The organism is Paenibacillus sp. FSL H8-0317, assembly GCF_045040685.1.
Lineage (GTDB): Bacteria > Bacillota > Bacilli > Paenibacillales > Paenibacillaceae > Paenibacillus.
Genome location: NZ_CP150294.1, coordinates 2,496,066 through 2,516,831 on the forward strand (window position 1 = coordinate 2,496,066; position 20,766 = coordinate 2,516,831).

At 46.5% G+C, this 20,766-nt stretch carries 15 protein-coding genes; 13 read left to right on the plus strand and 2 right to left on the minus strand.

Translation table 11 applies throughout. The features are described 5' to 3' along the window. The first annotated feature begins 213 nt into the window (after window positions 1-213). The 12 genes from MHB43_RS11730 (at window position 214) to coaD (ending at window position 16,442) form a co-directional block, all read left to right on the plus strand. The gene (locus MHB43_RS11730) at window positions 214-3,294 is read left to right on the plus strand and encodes a X2-like carbohydrate binding domain-containing protein (protein ID WP_405132021.1); all 3,081 of its coding nucleotides are present in this window, start codon (window positions 214-216) and stop codon (window positions 3,292-3,294) included. A 271-nt stretch (window positions 3,295-3,565) separates the two neighbouring features. Next, entirely contained in the window at window positions 3,566-5,113 is a 1,548-nt protein-coding gene (locus MHB43_RS11735; protein ID WP_405132022.1) for a response regulator, read from the plus strand. Between the two features lie 18 nt (window positions 5,114-5,131). Continuing rightward, complete coding sequence (locus MHB43_RS11740; protein ID WP_339184005.1) at window positions 5,132-6,901, plus strand: sensor histidine kinase; 1,770 nt, start codon at window positions 5,132-5,134, stop codon at window positions 6,899-6,901. Between the two features lie 348 nt (window positions 6,902-7,249). Then, window positions 7,250-8,533: an extracellular solute-binding protein gene (locus MHB43_RS11745; protein ID WP_397376294.1), complete on the plus strand. Its 1,284-nt coding sequence runs from the start codon at window positions 7,250-7,252 to the stop codon at window positions 8,531-8,533. 141 nt (window positions 8,534-8,674) lie between these two features. Beyond that, the gene (locus MHB43_RS11750) at window positions 8,675-9,565 is read left to right on the plus strand and encodes a carbohydrate ABC transporter permease (protein WP_036610887.1); all 891 of its coding nucleotides are present in this window, start codon (window positions 8,675-8,677) and stop codon (window positions 9,563-9,565) included. Beyond that, window positions 9,558-10,388, plus strand: coding sequence for a carbohydrate ABC transporter permease (locus tag MHB43_RS11755; RefSeq protein ID WP_036609483.1), 831 nt, complete (start codon window positions 9,558-9,560; stop codon window positions 10,386-10,388). Before MHB43_RS11750 ends, MHB43_RS11755 begins: the two co-directional genes overlap by 8 nt. A gap of 158 nt (window positions 10,389-10,546) precedes the next feature. Further along, the gene (locus tag MHB43_RS11760; protein ID WP_405132023.1) at window positions 10,547-13,594 is read left to right on the plus strand and encodes a glycoside hydrolase family 2 TIM barrel-domain containing protein; all 3,048 of its coding nucleotides are present in this window, start codon (window positions 10,547-10,549) and stop codon (window positions 13,592-13,594) included. Window positions 13,595-13,764: 170 nt separating this feature from the next. Next, window positions 13,765-14,070, plus strand: coding sequence for a hypothetical protein (locus tag MHB43_RS11765; RefSeq protein ID WP_145319032.1), 306 nt, complete (start codon window positions 13,765-13,767; stop codon window positions 14,068-14,070). 107 nt (window positions 14,071-14,177) lie between these two features. Then, the gene (locus MHB43_RS11770; protein WP_336761191.1) at window positions 14,178-14,459 is read left to right on the plus strand and encodes a hypothetical protein; all 282 of its coding nucleotides are present in this window, start codon (window positions 14,178-14,180) and stop codon (window positions 14,457-14,459) included. 307 nt (window positions 14,460-14,766) lie between these two features. Next, window positions 14,767-15,024, plus strand: a complete 258-nt coding sequence (locus tag MHB43_RS11775; RefSeq protein ID WP_405132024.1) for a hypothetical protein — start codon at window positions 14,767-14,769, stop codon at window positions 15,022-15,024. A gap of 301 nt (window positions 15,025-15,325) precedes the next feature. Further along, on the plus strand, window positions 15,326-15,934 hold the full coding sequence (gene rsmD / locus MHB43_RS11780; RefSeq protein ID WP_405132025.1) for a 16S rRNA (guanine(966)-N(2))-methyltransferase RsmD: 609 nt from the start codon (window positions 15,326-15,328) through the stop codon (window positions 15,932-15,934). A gap of 1 nt (window position 15,935) precedes the next feature. Further along, window positions 15,936-16,442: a pantetheine-phosphate adenylyltransferase gene (gene coaD, locus MHB43_RS11785; RefSeq protein WP_085981453.1), complete on the plus strand. Its 507-nt coding sequence runs from the start codon at window positions 15,936-15,938 to the stop codon at window positions 16,440-16,442. Here coaD and MHB43_RS11790 read toward each other — a convergent pair. Then, entirely contained in the window at window positions 16,420-17,754 is a 1,335-nt protein-coding gene (locus tag MHB43_RS11790; RefSeq protein WP_405132026.1) for a nucleoside recognition domain-containing protein, read from the minus strand. The two genes, coaD and MHB43_RS11790, sit on opposite strands and share 23 nt — an antisense overlap. 232 nt (window positions 17,755-17,986) lie before the next feature. Here MHB43_RS11790 and MHB43_RS11795 point away from each other — a divergent pair, with 232 nt between their 5' ends. Next, window positions 17,987-19,027: a SepM family pheromone-processing serine protease gene (locus MHB43_RS11795; protein WP_221824206.1), complete on the plus strand. Its 1,041-nt coding sequence runs from the start codon at window positions 17,987-17,989 to the stop codon at window positions 19,025-19,027. Window positions 19,028-19,309: 282 nt separating this feature from the next. Here MHB43_RS11795 and MHB43_RS11800 read toward each other — a convergent pair whose 3' ends face one another. Then, complete coding sequence (locus tag MHB43_RS11800) at window positions 19,310-20,542, minus strand: nucleotidyltransferase (RefSeq protein ID WP_339184014.1); 1,233 nt, start codon at window positions 20,540-20,542, stop codon at window positions 19,310-19,312. Window positions 20,543-20,766 lie beyond the last annotated feature (224 nt).

Sequence of the window (20,766 nt, forward strand, 5' to 3'; positions counted from 1 at the left end):
AGATTGCCAGCGAATGTTATTTATTGAAAGTATTATCCAGATAACCGCGAATCAAGAACAATTATGTAAGCGCTTAACAATATGACTGGAAGGGGGTGAGGCTTCTTGTATCAAGGGATGCATTGATTCGTCTGGCACGCCATCATCAGCACGATGAGACAGCGGGGATAGACCGAAATGCAGTAACGAAGTAGAAGAGGAGGATAAGTTGATATGAGAACGTTTATGGGGAAATTGCGAATGATGAGCCTGACGGTTGCTGTAGTAACCGCCTCGCTGGGAGGACTTGCTGGAACAACAGCGGCGGCACCAAGTGAAGCCTATGAGTGGAAAAATGTGGTGACGGGTGCAGGAGGCGGGTTTGTACCGGGCATTATTTTCAACGAGTCGGAAAAGGATCTGATCTATGCCCGTACGGATATCGGGGGAGCCTATCGCTGGAATGCGGCTGACGAGAGGTGGATACCCTTAACGGATTTTGTCGGCTGGGATGACTGGAACAAGAATGGTGTGGACGCACTGGCTACGGACCCGCTTGATCCCGATCGGGTGTATATGGCAGTTGGGACGTATACGAATTCGTGGGATCAAAATAATGGCTCCATCTTGCGCTCTACGGACCGGGGAGATACATGGCAGACCACAACACTTCCGTTCAAAGTGGGCGGCAACATGCCGGGACGTTCAATGGGAGAACGCCTGACCGTGGACCCGAATGATAACAGTATCCTGTATTTCGGTGCACGAAGTGGTCATGGGTTATGGAAAAGTACCGATTACGGTGTGACCTGGAACGAAGTCACAAGCTTCCCGAATCCGGGAAATTATGTACAAGACCCTTCGAATGAATACACAAGTGACATCGTAGGTCTGGCATGGATTACATTTGACAAAACAAGCGGTTCGGCAGGGCAGGCAACCCAGACGATCTATGTAGGCGTTGCGGATAAAGATCAAAGCGTATATCGCAGCACAAATGGCGGCCTGACCTGGTCAGCTGTTGCTGGTCAACCTACAGGTTATATTCCGCATCATGGCGTGTTTGATTCAGACGGAAGCCTCTATATTACGTACAGCGATGGTGTTGGACCGTATGATGGGGAAAAAGGTGACGTGTGGAAACTGAACACATCGACAGGTGTCTGGAGCAACATCAGCCCTGTTCCAAGCAGCAACACGGATAATTATTTTGGATATGGCGGATTGGCTGTTGATGCACAGAATCCCGGTACATTGATGGTTGCGACATTGAATTCCTGGTGGCCGGATGCCACTTTGTTCCGCAGTACAGATGGCGGAGCGACGTGGACACGCATATGGGAATTTGAAGGATATCCGAACCGGAAGTTACGTTATACACAGGATATTTCGGCAGCGCCATGGCTCACATTTGGCACCAATCCTGCCCCACCCGAAACAAGCCCAAAATTGGGCTGGATGATCGGTGATCTGGAGATTGATCCGTTTGATTCGGATCGCATGATGTATGGAACAGGTGCTACGATCTATGGAACGAAGAACCTGACAGACTGGGATGATGACAAAAAAATCAATATTTCAGTGATGGCGAAGGGGGTTGAGGAGATTGCCGTACTGGATCTGATCAGCCCGCCAAGTGGTGCACATTTGATAAGCGGAGTGGGGGATGTCTCCGGATTCCGTCATAACAATCTGGATCAGGCACCAGACACCATATTTACGAGCCCAAACTATTCTTCCACAGAAAGTCTGGATTTTGCAGAGTTAAGTCCCAATACGATGGTTCGCGTAGGTAAAGCAGATTATGCTGCTGATCCAAATGCAAAATCCATTGGTTTGTCCAGTGACGGAGGTACTACGTGGTATAAGGCCAATGCAGAACCTGCTGGCACAACCGGAGGGGGAACCGTAGCGATCTCTGCGAATGGTAACCGACTCGTATGGAGCACGTCAGATAAAGGCGTACATTATTCGACTGGCGGCAATTCATGGACGGCAAGTACGGGGATACCTGCACAGGCGAAAGTGATTTCGGATCGTGTCAATCCAAACAAATTCTATGGATTTGCAGCGGGTAAAATCTATGTAAGTGTGAATGGTGGTGCTACCTTCACGGCATCATCTGCGACCGGACTCCCGATGGAAGGAAATGCCGATCTGGATGCCGTTCCAGGTGTTGAGGGCGAACTCTGGTTTGCAGGTGGCAGTGAGGAAGAAGGTCCTTACGGATTATGGCATTCCACGGATTCAGGAGCAACATTCACAAAGCTTGCCAATGTAGAGGAAGCAGACAGTATCGGATTTGGTAAAGCCGCCCCTGGGCAGAACGTTGTTGCGTTATACACGGTTGCACAGATCGATGGAACACGTGGATTCTTCCGCTCCGATGACGGTGGTGCCAATTGGGTTCGTATCAATGATGATCAGCACCAGTATGCTCGTGTAACTACAATTACGGGTGATCCGGGTTTGTATGGAAGAGTATATCTTGGAACAAATGGCCGCGGAATTTTGTATGCTGACCGTGTTGGAGGTAACAATGGCGGAGGAGACGGCGGGGGTACACCAGTGACCAACTCTGTGATTACACCGGTTACAGCCGAATTTGATCGCAAAGCAGACAATCAGGTTAATATTCCAGTCACGTTAACACTTAACGGCAATACACTTGCATCCATTCGCAACGGGAATGCAACGCTGGTTTCAGGTACAGATTACACGTTGACAGGCAATGAGGTCGTATTAAGTAAAAACTACCTGGCTTCACTGCCAAATGGCGCAGCGACGCTAACCTTTCAATTCAGCGCAGGCGCTCCTGCGACCTTGAATCTGCTCATTCAAGACACGACAGCTGCACCTGTTGGAACCATACGCATTGAGATGTTTAACAGCAACACTTCAGCAACGGGCAGCTCGATTAGTCCCAAATTCAAACTGACAAATACGAGTACTACAGCCTTGAATCTGTCTGATGTGAAAATCAGATACTATTACACGATAAACGGTGAACAGCCTCAGAACTTCTTCGCTGACTGGGCGACTGCTGGCAGTTCGAATGTAACAGGCACGTTCAGTGCACTCAATCCAGTACGGACGGGTGCTGATCACGTGCTTGAGATCGGATTCACAGCTTCGGCTGGAACACTGAATGCGGGACAAAGCACGGAAATCCATACGCGCATCTCCAAGAACAATTGGACCAACTATACGCAAACGGATGATTACTCTTTTGCAGGTAGTCAGACTTCCTATACGGATTGGTCCAAAGTCACCGGTTATATCGCGGGAAGTCTCCAATGGGGAATTGAACCATAAGTGAGTGATTTAACGAAATAAAGGATTGAAAAAGGGGTCCTGATTCGCCAAATGATCAAATGGCGAGTCGGGGCTTCTTATTTTGTCGAAATATAGTGTAAACTATAGATAGTTACCATTGCTTAAAGGATCGTTTTAGGATATAAAAAGATGTACAATTAATTTAGAATTAATGTAACCGCTAACACTGGAAAGTGTTTATAACCGATATATAATAGTTGGTATAGCCTGTACAGATATAGAGGAAAGATTAGACAAGGGGGTCGCGATCATGAACCGGTTGTGCAAGGTGCTGATTGTTGACGATGAGTTTCTGGTAAGACAGGGCATAAAGCACCATATGAACTGGGAAGCGGAAGGATTTATCATTGTGGGTGAAGCTTCCAACGGTGAAGAAGGATTACAGCAGGTGAACCTGTTAAAACCGGATATTGTGATCACCGATATTGTCATGCCTGTCATGGATGGAGAAACGTTTGTCCGTACACTAAAAGCCAGTAATCCGCAGATTGAAGTTATTGTACTTAGCAGCTTCAGTGAATTCGAGTATGTACGTTCTACGCTTCAGCATGGGGCAGCCGATTATATACTGAAACCAAAGCTGGATACAAATGAATTATTGGAGGTCCTTCAACGCACAGCGGGTAAAATTCCGGAGTTACAGTTCGAGCCGTCGCATGATGGTTGGAGACTTGGGCAACTGATGGAGAAGATGCTGTCCGGATTCACACTGGATGAAGATAGCGAAATGCCGATCATTCGAGATACCTTTCCGTATGAATCCTTTCGCTTGCTGGTGTATAAACCCGTGGGTGCTGGAGGGAATCCACTGAAGATGGATCAGGAACAGATTGAATCCAAGCTCCGCAGTGATCTGCCTGAAGTAGAATGTGCAATGGTTCCCGCAGAGGGTACATTACCTGTGATGCTTCTTAATGTCGATCCTGCGAGAGATGAATGGATGCTTGAACGGATCAGACAGTTGGCCAGTGAAAATGCAGCAGGAGAAGGCAGTCCTGGTTGGGTGCTTAGTGAAAGCTTTACTTCATTTGAACAGATGGGTGTTGTTTACCGGGAACGCCTGATTAAGCTGATTGAATATCGCTTTTATTATAAGGATCGACCAATCCTGGTGTATGGTGAACTGCCTCCAATGCATCCCGCAGGTTACCAGTTTAATGTAAATATGTTTTTGCAGCATGTGAAGCGTAACCGGGTCGAAGCGGCAAGGGAGTATTTACAGAATCATGCAAAAACACTTGGACGGGATTATATTGCCGATGTGTTTGAGATCAAATCATTTCTCGGTAACTTGATCTTTAACGTGACCATTACCCTCGCGGATATGGATGTCCAGTCTGCGGGGCTGGAAGAGAGCAAATATACGTATTTTAAAAATGTGGATGGTGCTTCGAGTCTGGACGAAGTGATGACTGTGCTTGACCAATTCATGACGGAAGTTCAGGAGTGCACCGTTGGTGCGGGTGCAAAACGAAGTGATCCCAACATGAAGATGCTGCTGGATTACATGCATGAGCACTTTGATCAGCCGCTCGGGCTGGCTGAAGTAGCCAAGCATTTTCATTTTAATCCATCGTATTTATCCAGTTATTTCTCATCTCACAAAAAAGAAGGATTTAATGAATACTTAAATAAAATTCGGATTGAAAAAGCCGAGGAACTGCTACGATCCGATGATGTAACGATCTCTGAGATTAGCAGTATGGTAGGTTATTCCGATCATAGTTACTTTTGCAAAGTGTTCAAAAAATTCACCGGATTATCACCAAGCCGATACCGGCGCAAATTCTGGGCATAAAGTCAGAAGGATAAGATCATGAAGAAATGGATGAACAGATTATCTCGTCTCGGATTGTTTCCCAAGTTGTTTCTGGTTATGGTGGTCAGTATTGTCCTCGTTTCTGTACTCATCTTATGGACGACCATTCACATGTCAACCAATCTGTTTACTGAGACGTTCAGTATCACAAATTCCAAGGTGCTTAATCAGATCAAAACAAATTTTGAATCCTTTAATGAGGCCATTGCTGCCGTATCGAATAATGTGACGCAGAGTGGATCGATCCGAGGATTCCTGTCCGAAGGTGATGCCGATTCCCTCACGATGGCCAAATCCTTCTATAATATGCGGGAAACGATGGACCGCGTTCAATCGATAACGGAATCGTATGAAGTAGGGATAACGATTATCGGGATCAATGGGCGGAGTTATTCCACCAATCGTGCTCACCTTGAGATGTCAGTGGATGAATTGAAAGATGAACCGATCACGGTGGAAGCCGCTGAGACGCCGAGTCGTCTTATCTTTGATGATTACCAAAACGATGCAACGGTCGGAAGTCAGCAGATGATCTCTGCCACGAAAGCACTGACGGATCGGACCCGCAGCCGAATATACGGTACACTTTATGTCACGATGAGAGAAGAGGCGTTCCGTCAGTTCTATGCCAGCTTTACTAGTCGAGGCAATGACGTGGTTATTATGAACGAAAAAGGTGAGATTGTATCTTCGAATCGTGAAGACTGGATTGGGACAACTCAGCTGGATTTGCTGTCCTATGCCCGAGAAATGAACAAAACGTCTCCGAGAAGTATCAATGCTCGTGTGATGGATCAGGATAGCGTTGTTCTATCGGAGTATTTACCGTTCTATCGGTTTTACATTGTCAATGTCGTGGATAAGGATCTGGCGATGGGTCAACTCATCGACATGAAGACGGTTGCCCTAATCTGTGCAGCAATTGTTGTAGGGGCTCTTATTCTCGTATTTCTCATCACCAGCCAGATTACCAAGTCCCTGCGCAGACTTGTGAAGCAGATGTCCAATATTACGAAAAGTGATCTGGACAACTATATTCCAGTGAGTGGAAGCTACGAGAGCAGGCAGCTCGGTCATGCTTACAATTACATGCTTGATGAGTTGCATGATTATGTGGATCAATTAGTGCAGACCCAGCATGAACAACGTAACGCAGAACTTGCAGCTTTACAGAGTCAGATTAATCCGCACTTCTTGTACAACACACTTGCTTCTGTCAAAGTTCTGGTGCAACAAGGTAACAAGGACAGGGCAGCGGAGACCATTAATGCGCTGATCGGATTACTACAGAATACAATTAGTGATGTGAGTCAGACCGTTACAGTGGAACAAGAAGTCGAGAATTTGAAAAATTATGTCTTCATTAATCACGTCAGATATGGAGGCCGGATTAAAGCAGCTTTCTACGTCGCTCCGGATTGTACACATTACCATGTACCGAAGCTGGTCATACAGCCGTTTATTGAGAATGCATTTTTCCATGGATTCATCAAGAAAGAAATGGGTACAATTCATGTCATGGTTTCCAGAGCGGGAGAATCACTCATCTGTGAGATTATGGACAATGGTGATGGAATTGAAGGGCTTGTCATGGGAGAAACGTTGCCCAATCCAAAGAACAATCGTCAACTATTCAGTGGTATTGGTATTCGCAACGTACATGACCGTATTGAGTTATTATATGGTTCACCTTATGGTGTCACCATTATGAGTACGGTTGGGGAAGGAACGAGAGTCACCGTTACACTGCCTTTAATCACGAGTTGAATCGAAACCTGATTCGATTGAATACACTAAAATCGAGATCCCTCGCTTCTGTTTTTTACAGAGGCGGGGGATTTTCGCGTGTCAGAGGTAAAGTAAAATACATATTTGTACTATTTCAAGATCAAGAAATTACAAAATCAAAAGAAATTACAAAAAGCCAAATTTAATGCAAACGGTTTCTGTAAAGGTTTTCATTGTGGCAATAAGATGACAAATCCGTACAAAATTATTACTAACGAATGAAGATATGGGAATGATAAGATGAATACATCGAAAGCAACCGCTTTCAGAAAACGTAAACAAATTACACACAAAGAGGTCGAAGGGGAGTTGAATGTTTTGAAAAAAATGTGGGTATTGATGCTCGTTACAGTACTGCTGTTGTCCGCATGTTCATCCGGTGGCGGAGGTAATTCTGCTAGTGGTGGTGACGAAAAAACAAACGAAATTACAGTCTGGGCTTGGGACAAAGCTTTTAACGTAGCTGCAATGGAAACAGCAAAAGAAGCATATCAAAAAGCAAATCCTGATGTGAAAATCAACATCATTGAATACGCTCAAGCTGATATCATCCAGAAACTGAACACGGGGCTTAACTCCGGAACTGCCAGCGGTCTTCCAAACGTAGTTCTGATTGAAGACTATCGTTCACAAAGCTTCCTGAATGCATATCCTGATGCGTTCAAAGATCTGTCTTCCAACATCACGGCTTCCGACTTTGCAGATTACAAACTCGGACCAACAGCTTTTGATGGCAAACAATATGGAGTACCATTTGACTCCGGCGTTGCTGGTTTGTACTACAGAACAGATCTGCTGGAGCAAGCTGGCTACAAAGCAGCTGACCTGCAAGACATCACTTGGGATGACTACATCCAAATTGGTAAAGACGTAAAAGCTAAAACAGGTAAAGAGCTTCTTTCTCTTGACCCGAATGACCTTGGTTTGATTCGTATGATGATCCAAACTGCAGGTAAATGGTATTCCGCAGAAGATGGTAAAACACCTGACATTGCAACTAATGCTGCTCTGAAAGAAGCGTTTATTACTTACAAAGCAATGATGGATGCCAACATTGTTAAATTGCACTCTGACTGGAGTCAATTCGTTGCCAACGCCAATAACGGTAGCGTAGCAACAATTCCTACAGGTAACTGGTTCTCACCATCTGTACGTCAAGAAGCTTCCCAATCCGGTAAATGGGCTGTAGCTCCAATACCGAAAATGGCTGGTCAAGCAAACTCTGTTCACGCATCCAACTTGGGTGGTAGCTCTTGGTATGTTATGAACAACGTTCCTGGTGCAGATCAAGCAGCTGATTTTGTAGCTAAAACATTTGGTTCTGACAAACAATTGTATCAAGATCTGTTGAACAACATCGGCGCAATTGGTACGTACAAACCAGCAGTTGATGGTGACGCGTATGCCAAAGCAGACGAGTACTTCGGCGGACAAAAAATCTTCACAGACTTTGCGAATTGGACGAAAGAAATTCCAAGCGTAAACTATGGTATCAACACTTATGCCATTGAAGATATTCTGGTTGTAGAAATGCAAGCATTCCTGAACGGTAAATCAATCGATGACGTTCTGGCTGATGCACAAAAACAAGCTGAAGCACAATTAAACTAAGATACCCAAGGTAACTTATAGAACCCTAGGAAACATCGGAGCCGTCTCCCACGTCCGGCGCAAGTCGAACCGGATATGGCGAGAGGCTCCGTGGGTTCTACCCATGTTCCATGGAGAGAGAGGAGCCATACTGTGAAAGCCATGAATACAGGAGACAGTCTCCAAAAGAAAAATAATTTGACTGGATGGGCTTTTGTTTTGCTGGCTGTTGTCGGGATTGTTGCATTTTACTTCTACCCGATGATTCAAGCGCTGCTCTTATCGTTCAAGTCTGGTGTAGGAGCCAATCTTGAATTTTCGGGCCTTTCTAACTACAAAAGATTGTTAGTTGATACAACATTCCGTACAGCATTATCGAATACATTTATCTACTTGATTATTCAAGTGCCTGTAATGATTATTCTTGGTTTGTTTATTTCCGTATTGCTGAATGACAGCACACTACGTTTTCGGAGCTTCTTCCGTACAGCGATTTTCTTGCCTTGTGTAACTTCATTGGTAGCGTACTCTGTTGTATTCAAATATCTGTTCGCACCAGATGGAATGGTAAATCAATTCCTGATGGGCTTGCACATTATTGGCGATCCAATTCAATGGATCACAGACCCGTTCTGGGCTAAAATTACGATCATAATCGCCGTTACTTGGCGTTGGACCGGATATAACATGATTTTCTATCTGTCATCCCTGCAAAACATCGATCAATCGATCTATGAAGCTGCAAGAATTGACGGAGCGAATGCTTTTACACAATTCTTCAAAATCACAGTACCTTTGCTTAAACCGATTATCCTCTTCACGTCCATCACATCAACGATTGGTACATTGCAAATCTTTGATGAGATCATGAATATTACCAAAGGTGGTCCAGGTAATGCGACCATGTCGATTTCACAATACATCTACAACCTTTCGTTCAAATATTCACCGGACTTCGGTTATGCAGCAACAGTGTCGTATTCCATCGTAATCTTGATTATTGTATTGTCCATCATCCAGTTTAAAGTGGCAGGTGATAATAAAAATGGCTAAAGCTAAAGCAAAACGGATTTTCACGTATGTGTTCCTATCCATCGTCGCCTTTGTATCCATTTTCCCTTTCTTCTGGATGCTGGTCAGTTCAACAAATGCATCTGTCGATGTAACGAAAGGCAGATTGTTACCGGGTTCAGCTTTCATTGATAACTTCAACAAACTGATTGATTCGACGAATCTGGTACAGGCTCTCGGAAACTCGGCGATTATCTCTGTGGTCTCCACTCTCTTGGCACTGTTTATTGGTTCCATGGCAGGTTATGGCTTCGAGGTATATCGCACGAAGTCTCGTGACATTGTGTTTAATATCCTGTTGTTATCCATGATGATCCCGTTTGCAGCGATTATGGTACCCCTGTATCGTATGTTTGCAACAATCTCGGGAGTTGCACCGGTTATCGGTATTAACACCATGGCAGCAGTGATCTTGCCAACCATTGCAACAGCGTTCCTGATCTTTTTCTTCCGTCAGAACACTAAAATGTTCCCGAAAGACTTGCTGGAAGCTGGACGTATTGATGGTTTGAGTGAACTTGGGATCTTCCTGAAAATCTATATGCCAACCATGAAAACAACATATGCAGCGGCAGCAATTATTACCTTCATGAGTAGCTGGAACAACTATCTGTGGCCACTCATTGTATTGCAAACACCTGACCAACAAACGATTCCACTGTTGATCTCGAACCTCGGTGCTGGTTATTCTCCGGATTACGGAGTAATCATGACAGCAATCGTTATTGCAACACTACCTACAGCAATCGTTTTCTTCATCATGCAGAAACATTTTGTTGCAGGTATGGTAGGTTCAGTGAAGTAATGAAAACAGCATAATCCGTGCAAATGACGGGTGCAGGAAAGAAGAGAGGGCGCTGTTATGGCGTACCTCTGTCTTTTTTGTTTATGTAAAGCAAAAAGGAAATTCAGAGTAAACCTTGAATAAGTCAAACTATAACGTTTTAAAGGGAGAGAGAGCCGATGAAAGCAACAAAGGCAGATATCAACTGGTTGGGGGACGTAAGTGTATTTGAGGTGAACCGTCTTCATGCCTATTCCGATCACCGTTATTACCAAACGATGGATGAGGCTGTAGGTTCAGGCGCGATGTCCATGCGTTATGATCTGAATGGTACGTGGAAATTCAACTATGCGATTCGTCCAGACAGCCGTTCTGAGTTTTTCTATACATCCGATTTTTCCAGTGAAGGCTGGGATGATATTGAAGTTCCGGGGCATATCCAACTTCAAGGATACGGTCAGATTCAATATGTAAATACACAATATCCTTGGGATGGTTTGAACGACATTCGTCCACCGGCATTACCACAGGATAAAAACCCGGTTGGAAGTTACATTCGCACATTCCACCTGCCGACAGGTTGGGAGTCGAATCCGGTATATATTTCTTTCCAAGGTGTAGAGTCTGCATTTTATGTATGGCTTAACGGACAATTCGTAGGATACGGGGAAGACAGCTTCACGCCATCTGATTTTGACCTGACGCCATTCCTCCAGGATGGAGAGAACAAACTCGCGGTTGAGGTGTATCAACGCAGCATAGGCAGCTGGCTGGAAGATCAGGATTTCTGGCGTTTCTCCGGTATTTTCAGAGATGTGTATCTGTATACCGTCCCAACTGCACACGTTCGTGATGTTCATGTTCGCACAGATCTGGACAAGTCTTACACTAACGGTACGTTGCAAGTGGATCTGAAGCTGGAAGGAAATGCGGTTGCAGGAGCGCGCGTAGAGGCTGAACTTCGTGATCGTGAAGGCAATACCGTTAAAACGTTTGAATCCAAAGTTAACGATGGACAAGTAAGTCTTCGTGAAGATATCGGCATAGTGAACCTGTGGAGCGCAGAGATTCCATACTTGTACCGTCTCTATATTCGTGTATATGATGCTGCGGGTACACTGGTTGAGGTTGTTCCTCAAGCCGTTGGTTTCCGTACATTTGAAATGATCGACAAAGTAATGCACATCAACGGTAAACGTATCGTATTCAAAGGTGTGAATCGCCATGAGTTCAACCCGCGTCGTGGACGTGCGGTTACGAAGGAAGATATGCTGTGGGATGTTCGTACGATTAAACAAAACAATATGAATGCCGTACGTACGTCACACTATCCAAACCAAAGTCTCTGGTATGAGCTGTGTGATGAATACGGACTCTATGTTATTGACGAGATGAACCTGGAGACACACGGATCTTGGCAGAAGCTTGGCGCCGTTGAGCCTTCATGGGTTATTCCAGGGGACAAACCGGAATGGCATGATATCGTTATGGATCGCGCTGTATCCATGGTGGAGCGTGACAAAAACCATCCGTCCATTCTGATCTGGTCATGTGGTAATGAATCACATGGTGGTGAAGTCATCTACAAAGTATCCCAATATTTCAAATCAGCTGATCCAACACGTCTGGTACATTACGAAGGTGTATTCCATGATCGCCGTTTCGATGAGACCAGTGATATGGAGTCTCGCATGTATGCCAAACCGGCAGACATTGAGGAATTCCTGAATGCAAACCCGACCAAGCCGTATATCAGCTGTGAGTACATGCATGCCATGGGTAACTCCATTGGTGGTATGCACAAATATACGGAGTTGGAAGACAAATATCCAATGTATCAAGGTGGATTCATCTGGGATTACATCGATCAATCGATTTACAAAAAAGATCGTTACGGCAAAGAATTCCTCGCTTATGGCGGAGATTTTGGTGATCGTCCATCAGACTATTCGTTCTGTGGCAACGGTATCGTCCATGCTGACCGTAAAGTAACTGCGAAAATGCAGGAGGTTAAATTCCTGTACCAGAACATCAAGCTGTTCCCGGATCGTGAAGGTGTTAAAATCGTGAACGGTAATCTGTTCGCAGATACATCTGCGCTGGAACTGGTATACAGCCTGGAGCGGGAGGGACATGAAGTGCTGCGTGGAACATTGGAAGTCAACGTGGATGCCCAAAGCGAGACGGTAGTGAAACTTCCGCTTGGTGCAGAAGCTCTGGTAGGCGGCGAGTACGCTGTGAACACTGCATTTGTGTTAAAAGAAGCTACACTGTGGGCTGACAAAGGCGAAGAAGTGGCATTTGGACAGTTTATTTTCACCCAGGATCAGGTAAATGATGCAGTTGAAGTCGACTTGAACCTTGTAAGTGATGTACAAGTTATCGAAGGTGACGTTAACATCGGTGTTCGTGCCGGCAAGACACATGTGCTGTTCTCCAAACAGTTTGGGACACTGGTTTCCCTGAAATTGTCTGGTCGCGAGACGATTGCTGTACCACCTGCACCACTCTTCTGGCGTGCAATGACGGATAATGACAAAGGTATGGCGATGGGCTTTGAACTGGGCGCCTGGTATGCAGCGAGCCTGATGCCACGTTCTGTAGAGTGGAAAGCGGAACAGAAACCGGATCAATACCGGATCGAGTTCACGTACAAGCTCAACATCTCGGAGGATGTACAAGTAAAAGTGGTATATACCGTTCATGCAGATGGAAGTGTACGTGTTCATAATACGTACAAAGGTACAGCCGGATTGCCAAATCTGCCAATTCATGCATTGTCCTTCAGAACATCACCTGACTTCGAAAACGTGGAATGGCTTGCGATGGGACCCGAAGAAAACTATGCAGACCGCGCATTTGGCGCACGTCTCGGTATCCACGGCAGCAAGGTAGCTGATACCATGGCTCCATATCTGGTACCACAGGAATCAGGCAACCGTACGGGCGTACGTTGGGCCAAATTGACAGACAACGTGGGACGTGGCTTCAAAATTGAAGCATCCGGAACTCCGGTTGAGCTGAATGTTTCACCATATACGGCATTTGAGCTGGAGAACGCACAACATGCGTACGAATTGCCTCCTGTGCACTATACGGTCGTGACTGTAGCAGGTAAACAAATGGGTGTTGGCGGTGATGATAGTTGGGGTGCTCCGGTTCATCCGGAATACCTGATCCCTTCAGACGGCGAACTGACATTTGAATTTGTCATTCGTGCACTGTAAGTAAAAGAATCGTACAGAATAAAGAATGTATTCTATAAAGAACAGAGGTCTTCGCTCATCGGAGGCCTCTGTTTTGTTATGTCAACGAACAGCTTGGGAGGCTTTGTATGAAACCGTTCTCTCTCCAACCTCGTAATGTACGAGACAGGAAACATAAGGGGGGGTTCAAGATGAGTAAAAAAGCAAAGACAGGTATATGGGTGACGGTGTTGGTCTTCTTGGGCATCATAGTTGGATGTTTCATATGGTATTTCAATACCGCTTCAGGTGAACGTGCACTCAAAACGATGAGGTCCAATAACTCGGGCGGTCTGGAGCGGGTCGTTAAAGTGTATAGTGATTCTGGTGAATTGATTCAGACCTACGATGGCAAAATTGACGTCGAAGATACGGAATACGGGAATAAAGTGTTATTCGATCTCAATGGGAAACGTGTTGTGATCTATAATGCAACGATTGTTGTCGAGGAGAAGTAAAGCATAAATGCCAGTTCTGAATGAGCCTGAGTTTGGAATTTGGAATGACACCCTATTGCTTATATGGTAAAATTAAGGAAATGTTATAAGGGTCGGGTGAGATTTTTATGTTGGATATGTACCTCATAATTACTGTTGCAATCTTGGGAATGATTCTATTCTATAGCTTGATCGCCTATTTTTTGATTCGTTTCATTTCGAGAAAAGCATTCAAGCTTACGTTAACCAAATATGAAGTGACTGAGATTATAACCTGGCTCGCTGTGCTGTTCATTACCTTCATGATGATTAAGACACGTTCGATGAATTTTCTCTTGCCGGTTGTTTTACTTCTCATTCCATTGATCAATTTGCGACTTTCCAATCGGAAACATCGAGAGCTGAATTAGTATGGTCTTGCTAAGTTAAGGTAATGCACAAGAAAGATGAATGTAGGAAAGGTTGACGAAGTTTACATCACTAGTCAACCTTTTTTAGTTTGATTACAAATGTTGATATTGAACAAGGAGGAGTTTAATAATGATCCTGGGCAAATAGACAGATACTTCAGGATTAACGCAGGTTGCCAATCTTGCGGATGAGCTGCAGCCCGTATTTCATAAGGTAGAAAGCAAATATCAAATAGTTGATATTGAACTCTTCTTTGTTTTCCAGTGTCTTCCTGAAGGATACGAGAGGAAATCGACGGTCAGGCATGTGAAGAAGGAAAATGTCATCTATTTTGATCTAGTGGTAAGTGAGGATCGGTATAAGACATTAAGCAAAAGCAAACAACGGTATGCGTTAAGCCATGAGTTTTATGCTTTTTTGGGTGAAAAGATCCAGAAATACAAGATTGAACATCTAAACACAAATGAATTTATCGCAGATATGGGCATGTGGCTTAGGGAGATTGGATGGTTGCAGACCGAAGAGCAAGCCGAAATAAGTGAGTTTGAAGAAAAGTATAACTAACCAAATAAATGAAAACATAGACAACAAAAAGAAGCCCTCTTTCGAGAGCTTCTTTTTCATGGGAGAGGAGAAACCGGACGAAGAGCTTATGGGGAAACGTAAGTCTTCTCCGCGGTTGTCTACGACACTTGTGATGTCGATAATTATAGAATCGCCCGATTGTTTCCTTTTTATACATATGCGCCAACAATTCGTCAACAATTTTCCATGGCAAATGAAGACCGAGTATTTTTCAAACTGAACCCGAGTGTGGTACGATAGCCGTATCAATAAACTTACATAGAGAAAAGGTGACTCGTCAGTGAGAGTGGTATCTGGGAGTGCGAAAGGCAGACCGCTGAAGGCTGTCCCTGGCACAGGTACGCGGCCGACCACCGACAAGGTGAAGGAAGCGTTATTTAGCATGGTTGGTCCTTATTTTGAGGGCGGCACAGCATTGGATCTGTTTGCAGGCAGTGGGGGTCTCGGTATTGAGGCGCTGAGCCGCGGCATGGACAAGGCTGTTTTTGTTGATTTGGAATCGAAAAGTATTGAAGTCATCCGCATGAATCTGAAGGCGACCAAGCTGGAAGACCAAGCGGCTGTATACCGTAATGATGCAGGTCGTGCATTGAAGGCACTCGCAAAGCGAGGCACAACGTTCGATCTGGTATTTCTCGACCCGCCATATCGCATGAAGAATGGGCACGAGTTGATGCTGACCATGCACGAACTGGAACTTCTGGAACCTGAAGCAACCATTGTGCTTGAATATGAATCCAAACATGATTACCCTGAGCAATTCGGCCCGTTTGAACAAACGCGCAAGGCTTTGTATGGGGAGACGGCGGTATCCATCTACTATTATGCGCCTGAAGCAGATGAAGATGGAGAATCCATTACACCGGAAGAGGAGGCTCCTCATGACTGAAATGATACATCGACAGGAACGGATCGCTGTATACCCTGGAAGTTTTGATCCCGTAACGATGGGGCATCTGGATATTATCGCCAGGGCGTCGAAGCAATTTGATCGCGTCATTGTGGCTGTGTTAAACAATATGAGCAAAAATCCGCTGTTTACGGTGGAGGAACGCAAGGAATTGATCACAGAAGTAACCCGTCATCTACCGAATGTCGAGGTGGACAGTTTCCGCGATCTGACGGCCAATTACGTCCGGCAAAAGGAAGCTCAGGTCATCGTCCGCGGTATACGCTCGGTAACTGATTTTGAATATGAGTTGCAGTTGGCATCGACCAACAGCAAGTTGAACCCGGATGCGGAAACGATATTTATGATGACGAACCCGAAATATTCGTATCTAAGTTCCAGCATCGTGAAAGAAATCGCTCATTATCATGGAGATGTAACAGATCTTGTATCACCTGAAGTGGAAGCTGCACTACGTCAGAAAATCAGCGAGAAAACCGGCGGTTAAACCAGAAGGTAAGACCCGATAGACTAATCATGACTGCTAGAAGTAACACTAGACCCATGCATGCAGCAGGAAAAGCGCTCCATATGGTGTTCATTGTATATGTGTTGTCTGGATGATGTATGAGTAGCCAACTGAATGGTGTTGACAGGTCCTGGTCTGCATTCGTCTGTAATGTGGTCCAGGCTTGTGTGCTGTATTGGCTGAACGGCATCCAGAGGAACAGACTGATCAAAAAGGCGATGATCCCATGAGTCAGACGAACTCCGGCAAAGTAAAACATGGATTTGCTGTCGGGTCCAGTTGTTTTCAGGACAGCAGAGACTTGCAGATGGGAGCATAGACCGCCCCATCCCAGAACAGCTGCAAGCAGGGACATCAGCAGGGCAGGTGTAAGTGGAGTTTGGCTCAAATGGTAGGTACCCAAATGTAGCTCGAAAAAGGCCGGCCACAGCGCAGCAGAAGACCCGGGAGTCAGATAAAGGGAGAGTAGTCGGATAAATACGGCGAAACCGATCATGTACCCTCCGGTCATCATCAGAGTCTGCACAGCCTGGGATACGGTGTCACCCAGAAGTTTGCCAAATCCTCTTCCATCACGACGGTGAGCCTCCCTGGCTGCAAGTGTCATCTCAGACCATATATTGCGTCGTTTCAACGTAGTGTGGTGAGGGATGGAGGAGTGACTTGTGGAACTTGCAGGAATTACAGGCTGAGAATCAATAGAGCTGCTCTCTGCCTGGACGGCTGAGCCATCTGGACTTTTACGCTTACCCGGTGCAGGCTGGAGACGCACTGCAAGGATGGCAGCGATCCAGCCACTGATCCAGTGAACCACTAAGAGGAAATATCCGGCAGCAGGCTGGTGAAGAAAAGCAGCACCCACGACCAGGATGATCATCATTGGATTGGCAAAATGAGCTGCTGCTGCAAGGACAACCGCCTGCTTGGCGGTAATTTGTCTATCCTGAAATAAACGGGATACCGCATCCGCTCCTGCGGGAAATCCGCCGCACATGCCAACAGCAATAGCCAGCCCTGCGTTGCCTGGAAGTCTGAACCATCGTTGCATCAACGGTCCGAGTAAGGCGCCAATCGCGTGAGTGAAGCCAAACGCAGTGAGCATTTGGGATAACATGAGGAATGGGAGCATGGCAGGAAAGATGATTTTCCACCATACATCCAGACCTTGAATTGAGGCATCAAACGCTTCTTTGGGGGAAGCGACTACTGCAATGACCAGTGCTAAAGCGCCAGTACTTAGAAGTATCGTTCGTAACGGGCCAGAGTCTCTAACCTCGCTCTGTATTGTCATCGTTTCACCTCATATCAAATAACGCCGATTCGGCATCTGAATCATTATGGACGGCCGAATAACGCCCGAAGGGCGGTTCGGCCTTGACCGGACAGGATTTTGTATACAGCGGCCTATCCGGCCTGTACCATTGTATGCACAAGGACCAGAGTGTTAGACTTGAAAAAAATGATTAAACAGGATGGAATTACGATCGCTTATTATAGAGATACAAAGAACGGAGGCTCATGCGATGAATCGGATTCGGAAATCTGGCGGATTCAGAGCTTCGATCTTTGTGATCGTGGTGGCTCTGGTCGTCTATGTTGCCGTGTACATGCCAACGCCGTATATCATATATATGCCTGGCAGTGCAGATGAAGTAAAACCAATGGTAACCGTTAAGGGTGGAGACCAGGAAGAACGCGGTGTGTTCATGATGACAACCGTGTCGGCAACATATGCCAATGTGTTTTTGCTAGGAACCTCTCTGTTCAATAAAAATGCTCAAGTGGATAAAAAGGAAGACCGACTGCGCGGCAAAAGCGAAGCGGAATACTCTGCCGAACAGGTGTGGTTCATGAGTGACTCACAATCCTCCGCAATGGAGGCTGCATATGAGCAGGCTGGTGTGACGTACTCTATTGTACCTGAACATATCTTTGTATTTGGATTGTCCGAAGACCCAAAACCGGAAGGAGATATTGCTCCGGGCGATATTATTCTGGGAGTGAATGGAACAGCTACGCCGGATAATACGGTGCTTTCTGCCCAGTTAAAAGATAAAAAAGTCGGAGATACGGTCGAAATGCAACTGGAACGTGGTGGGGAGACCATTAGCCGGGACGTGAAACTGATTCAGGTAAAAGACAGTAAAACGGGTGAAGCCCGCTCGGGACTCGGAGTAATGATCGGTGCGGTTCAGAAGGTGAAAGCTGAAGACCCGAACAAACAGATCTCTTTCACAGATACTCAGGTTGGTGGTCCGTCAGCCGGCTTGATGTTTACGCTGGAGATCTATAACCAGTTAACGCCTGGAGATCTGACCAAGGGTCATCGAATTGCGGGTACAGGCACCATTACCAAGGACGGTGTGGTGGGTGCCATTGGTGGTGTAGTGCACAAGATTGTAGCCGCTGACCGAAAAGAAGCCGAGATTTTCTTTGTGCCGAAGGATAACTATAAGGAAGCAGCAGCCAAGGCTGAACAGATTGGCACCAAAATGAAACTTGTGCCTGTGAGCACGGTGGAAGATGCGCTGGCTTACCTGAAAACCTTGTCCGTGAAATCATAGGTTATAATCGGGCGGGAAGAGATCGAGCCAACGTTGAACCGGATGGATAAAGTACGGATGAATTCGAATAATTGATTACAGTGGAATGAAGTGTAATCAAGGGATTGAGAAGATCAATAGAAGTTAATAAGGAAATCCCCTTGTTGCGAGGTGCCTGAGTGGCGTGCAGCAAGGGGATTTTTTGAAATTGTATAGTTGAGTGTCGAATAGTGGATATCACTGATCTGTTTGATGATGGAATAAAAAGCTCCATAGAGATGAAGCCTTATGGTCAAAAGCGGTTTACAGTCTCACAGGCGACTCATAGTAGTCACTGAACATCCTCCGTGTGTCCCTATGCTCGCAAGCGAGCCCGTACGCAACCTGAGCTTGTATATCCAGTTCAAGTTGATTGTGTGTGAACGTCGACGGTTTCAGCACAACAGGAAGCGATGCAGTCTTCTTCATTCGTTTAAGCAGGCTCTGTCCTTGAGTATTAAATCCGAGGACTCGGAGATATCCGGGTCCGGCAGCCAATTGCTCTGGTGAACACTCGGCTTTGGTGTGATTCAGGAGCAGGTGTGCGAGCATACGCTGGAGTTTGGTGCGTGTGTAACGTTTGGTCTTCAGTGCATTCAGGAGTGTTTCGACTGAAGGCTCCGGGAGCTGAGCGAGTGCACGGCTCAGCCGGTGTTCCAGGCCTTCTGTGACTTCGGTGATGCGTTCCAGCTCAGAGGCACGGCGGGTGGCCGCAAGGTGCAACAGCGGCTGTGCAAAGCGCTCCCAGTGTATGGGGGCGCGCCCTTCTTGCCATTCGCGATGCAGAATGGCAAGGGTTGTCGCCGGCACGTATGGTGCGGCGGCATCGGGTCCGTCCGCCATCAGCAGGCGGCGGACGGCTGTAGCACTGGCGATCGCCCCCGGCCCGGGCGTCGCCTCATGATACGCGGCACCGGTACGCGCCGCCGTAAAGGGCTGGATCGCGCTGCCAAGTCGTTGCAGCGCGATCAGGTAGTGCAGCCCAAGCGAATTGTTGGGCTGCTCCAGCAGTGCAGCGGCGTCGTGAGCATCGACGCCGCCGGGCGCCAGCGCCGCCGCCGCGCCTGCGTACGCGGCGGGGTAGCTGGCGCCTTCCCGCAGGCGGCGCGCGATGTCCTCGCGCATCCCTGCGGGCTCCACAGCCAGCACGCGCGCAATGCGCTGCAGGCTGTCCAGGTCGCCGGACTCGCTGCCAAAGCAGAGCGAGTCCACAATGCCGGTGCGGTGCAGCAGCGAGACCGCACCGAAGGCAAACCACTCGGCCGGTTGGACCGCGTAGGCAACCGGCAGTTCAAGCACGAGATCGGCGCCTGCGTGCAGCGCCATCTCGGTGCGTGCCCTTTTACCTACGATGGCGGGTTCGCCACGCTGGAGAAAAGGGCCGCTCATGACCGCAACAACGGCGTCTGCGCCGCTTAGCCGCCGAGCTTCCTGCAAATGATAAACATGCCCATTGTGCAAGGGGTTATATTCAACAATGACGCCTACGGCTTTCATGATTAGACGTCCTCCTTTCGATTGGATAACCGAGTATGTATAACATCCATTCCATCATAGGGGATGTCATGTATTAGATCAAATCATGCACCAATTCAGACAAGAAAAAGGCACAAATCCAACATCAACGGATGTCAGACTGTGTGCCTGCAAATCTATTGTATAGTACACATTTTTGATAATCGACGAACGTCCTCTTCACCTTGATAAATCAGCAGGATAGG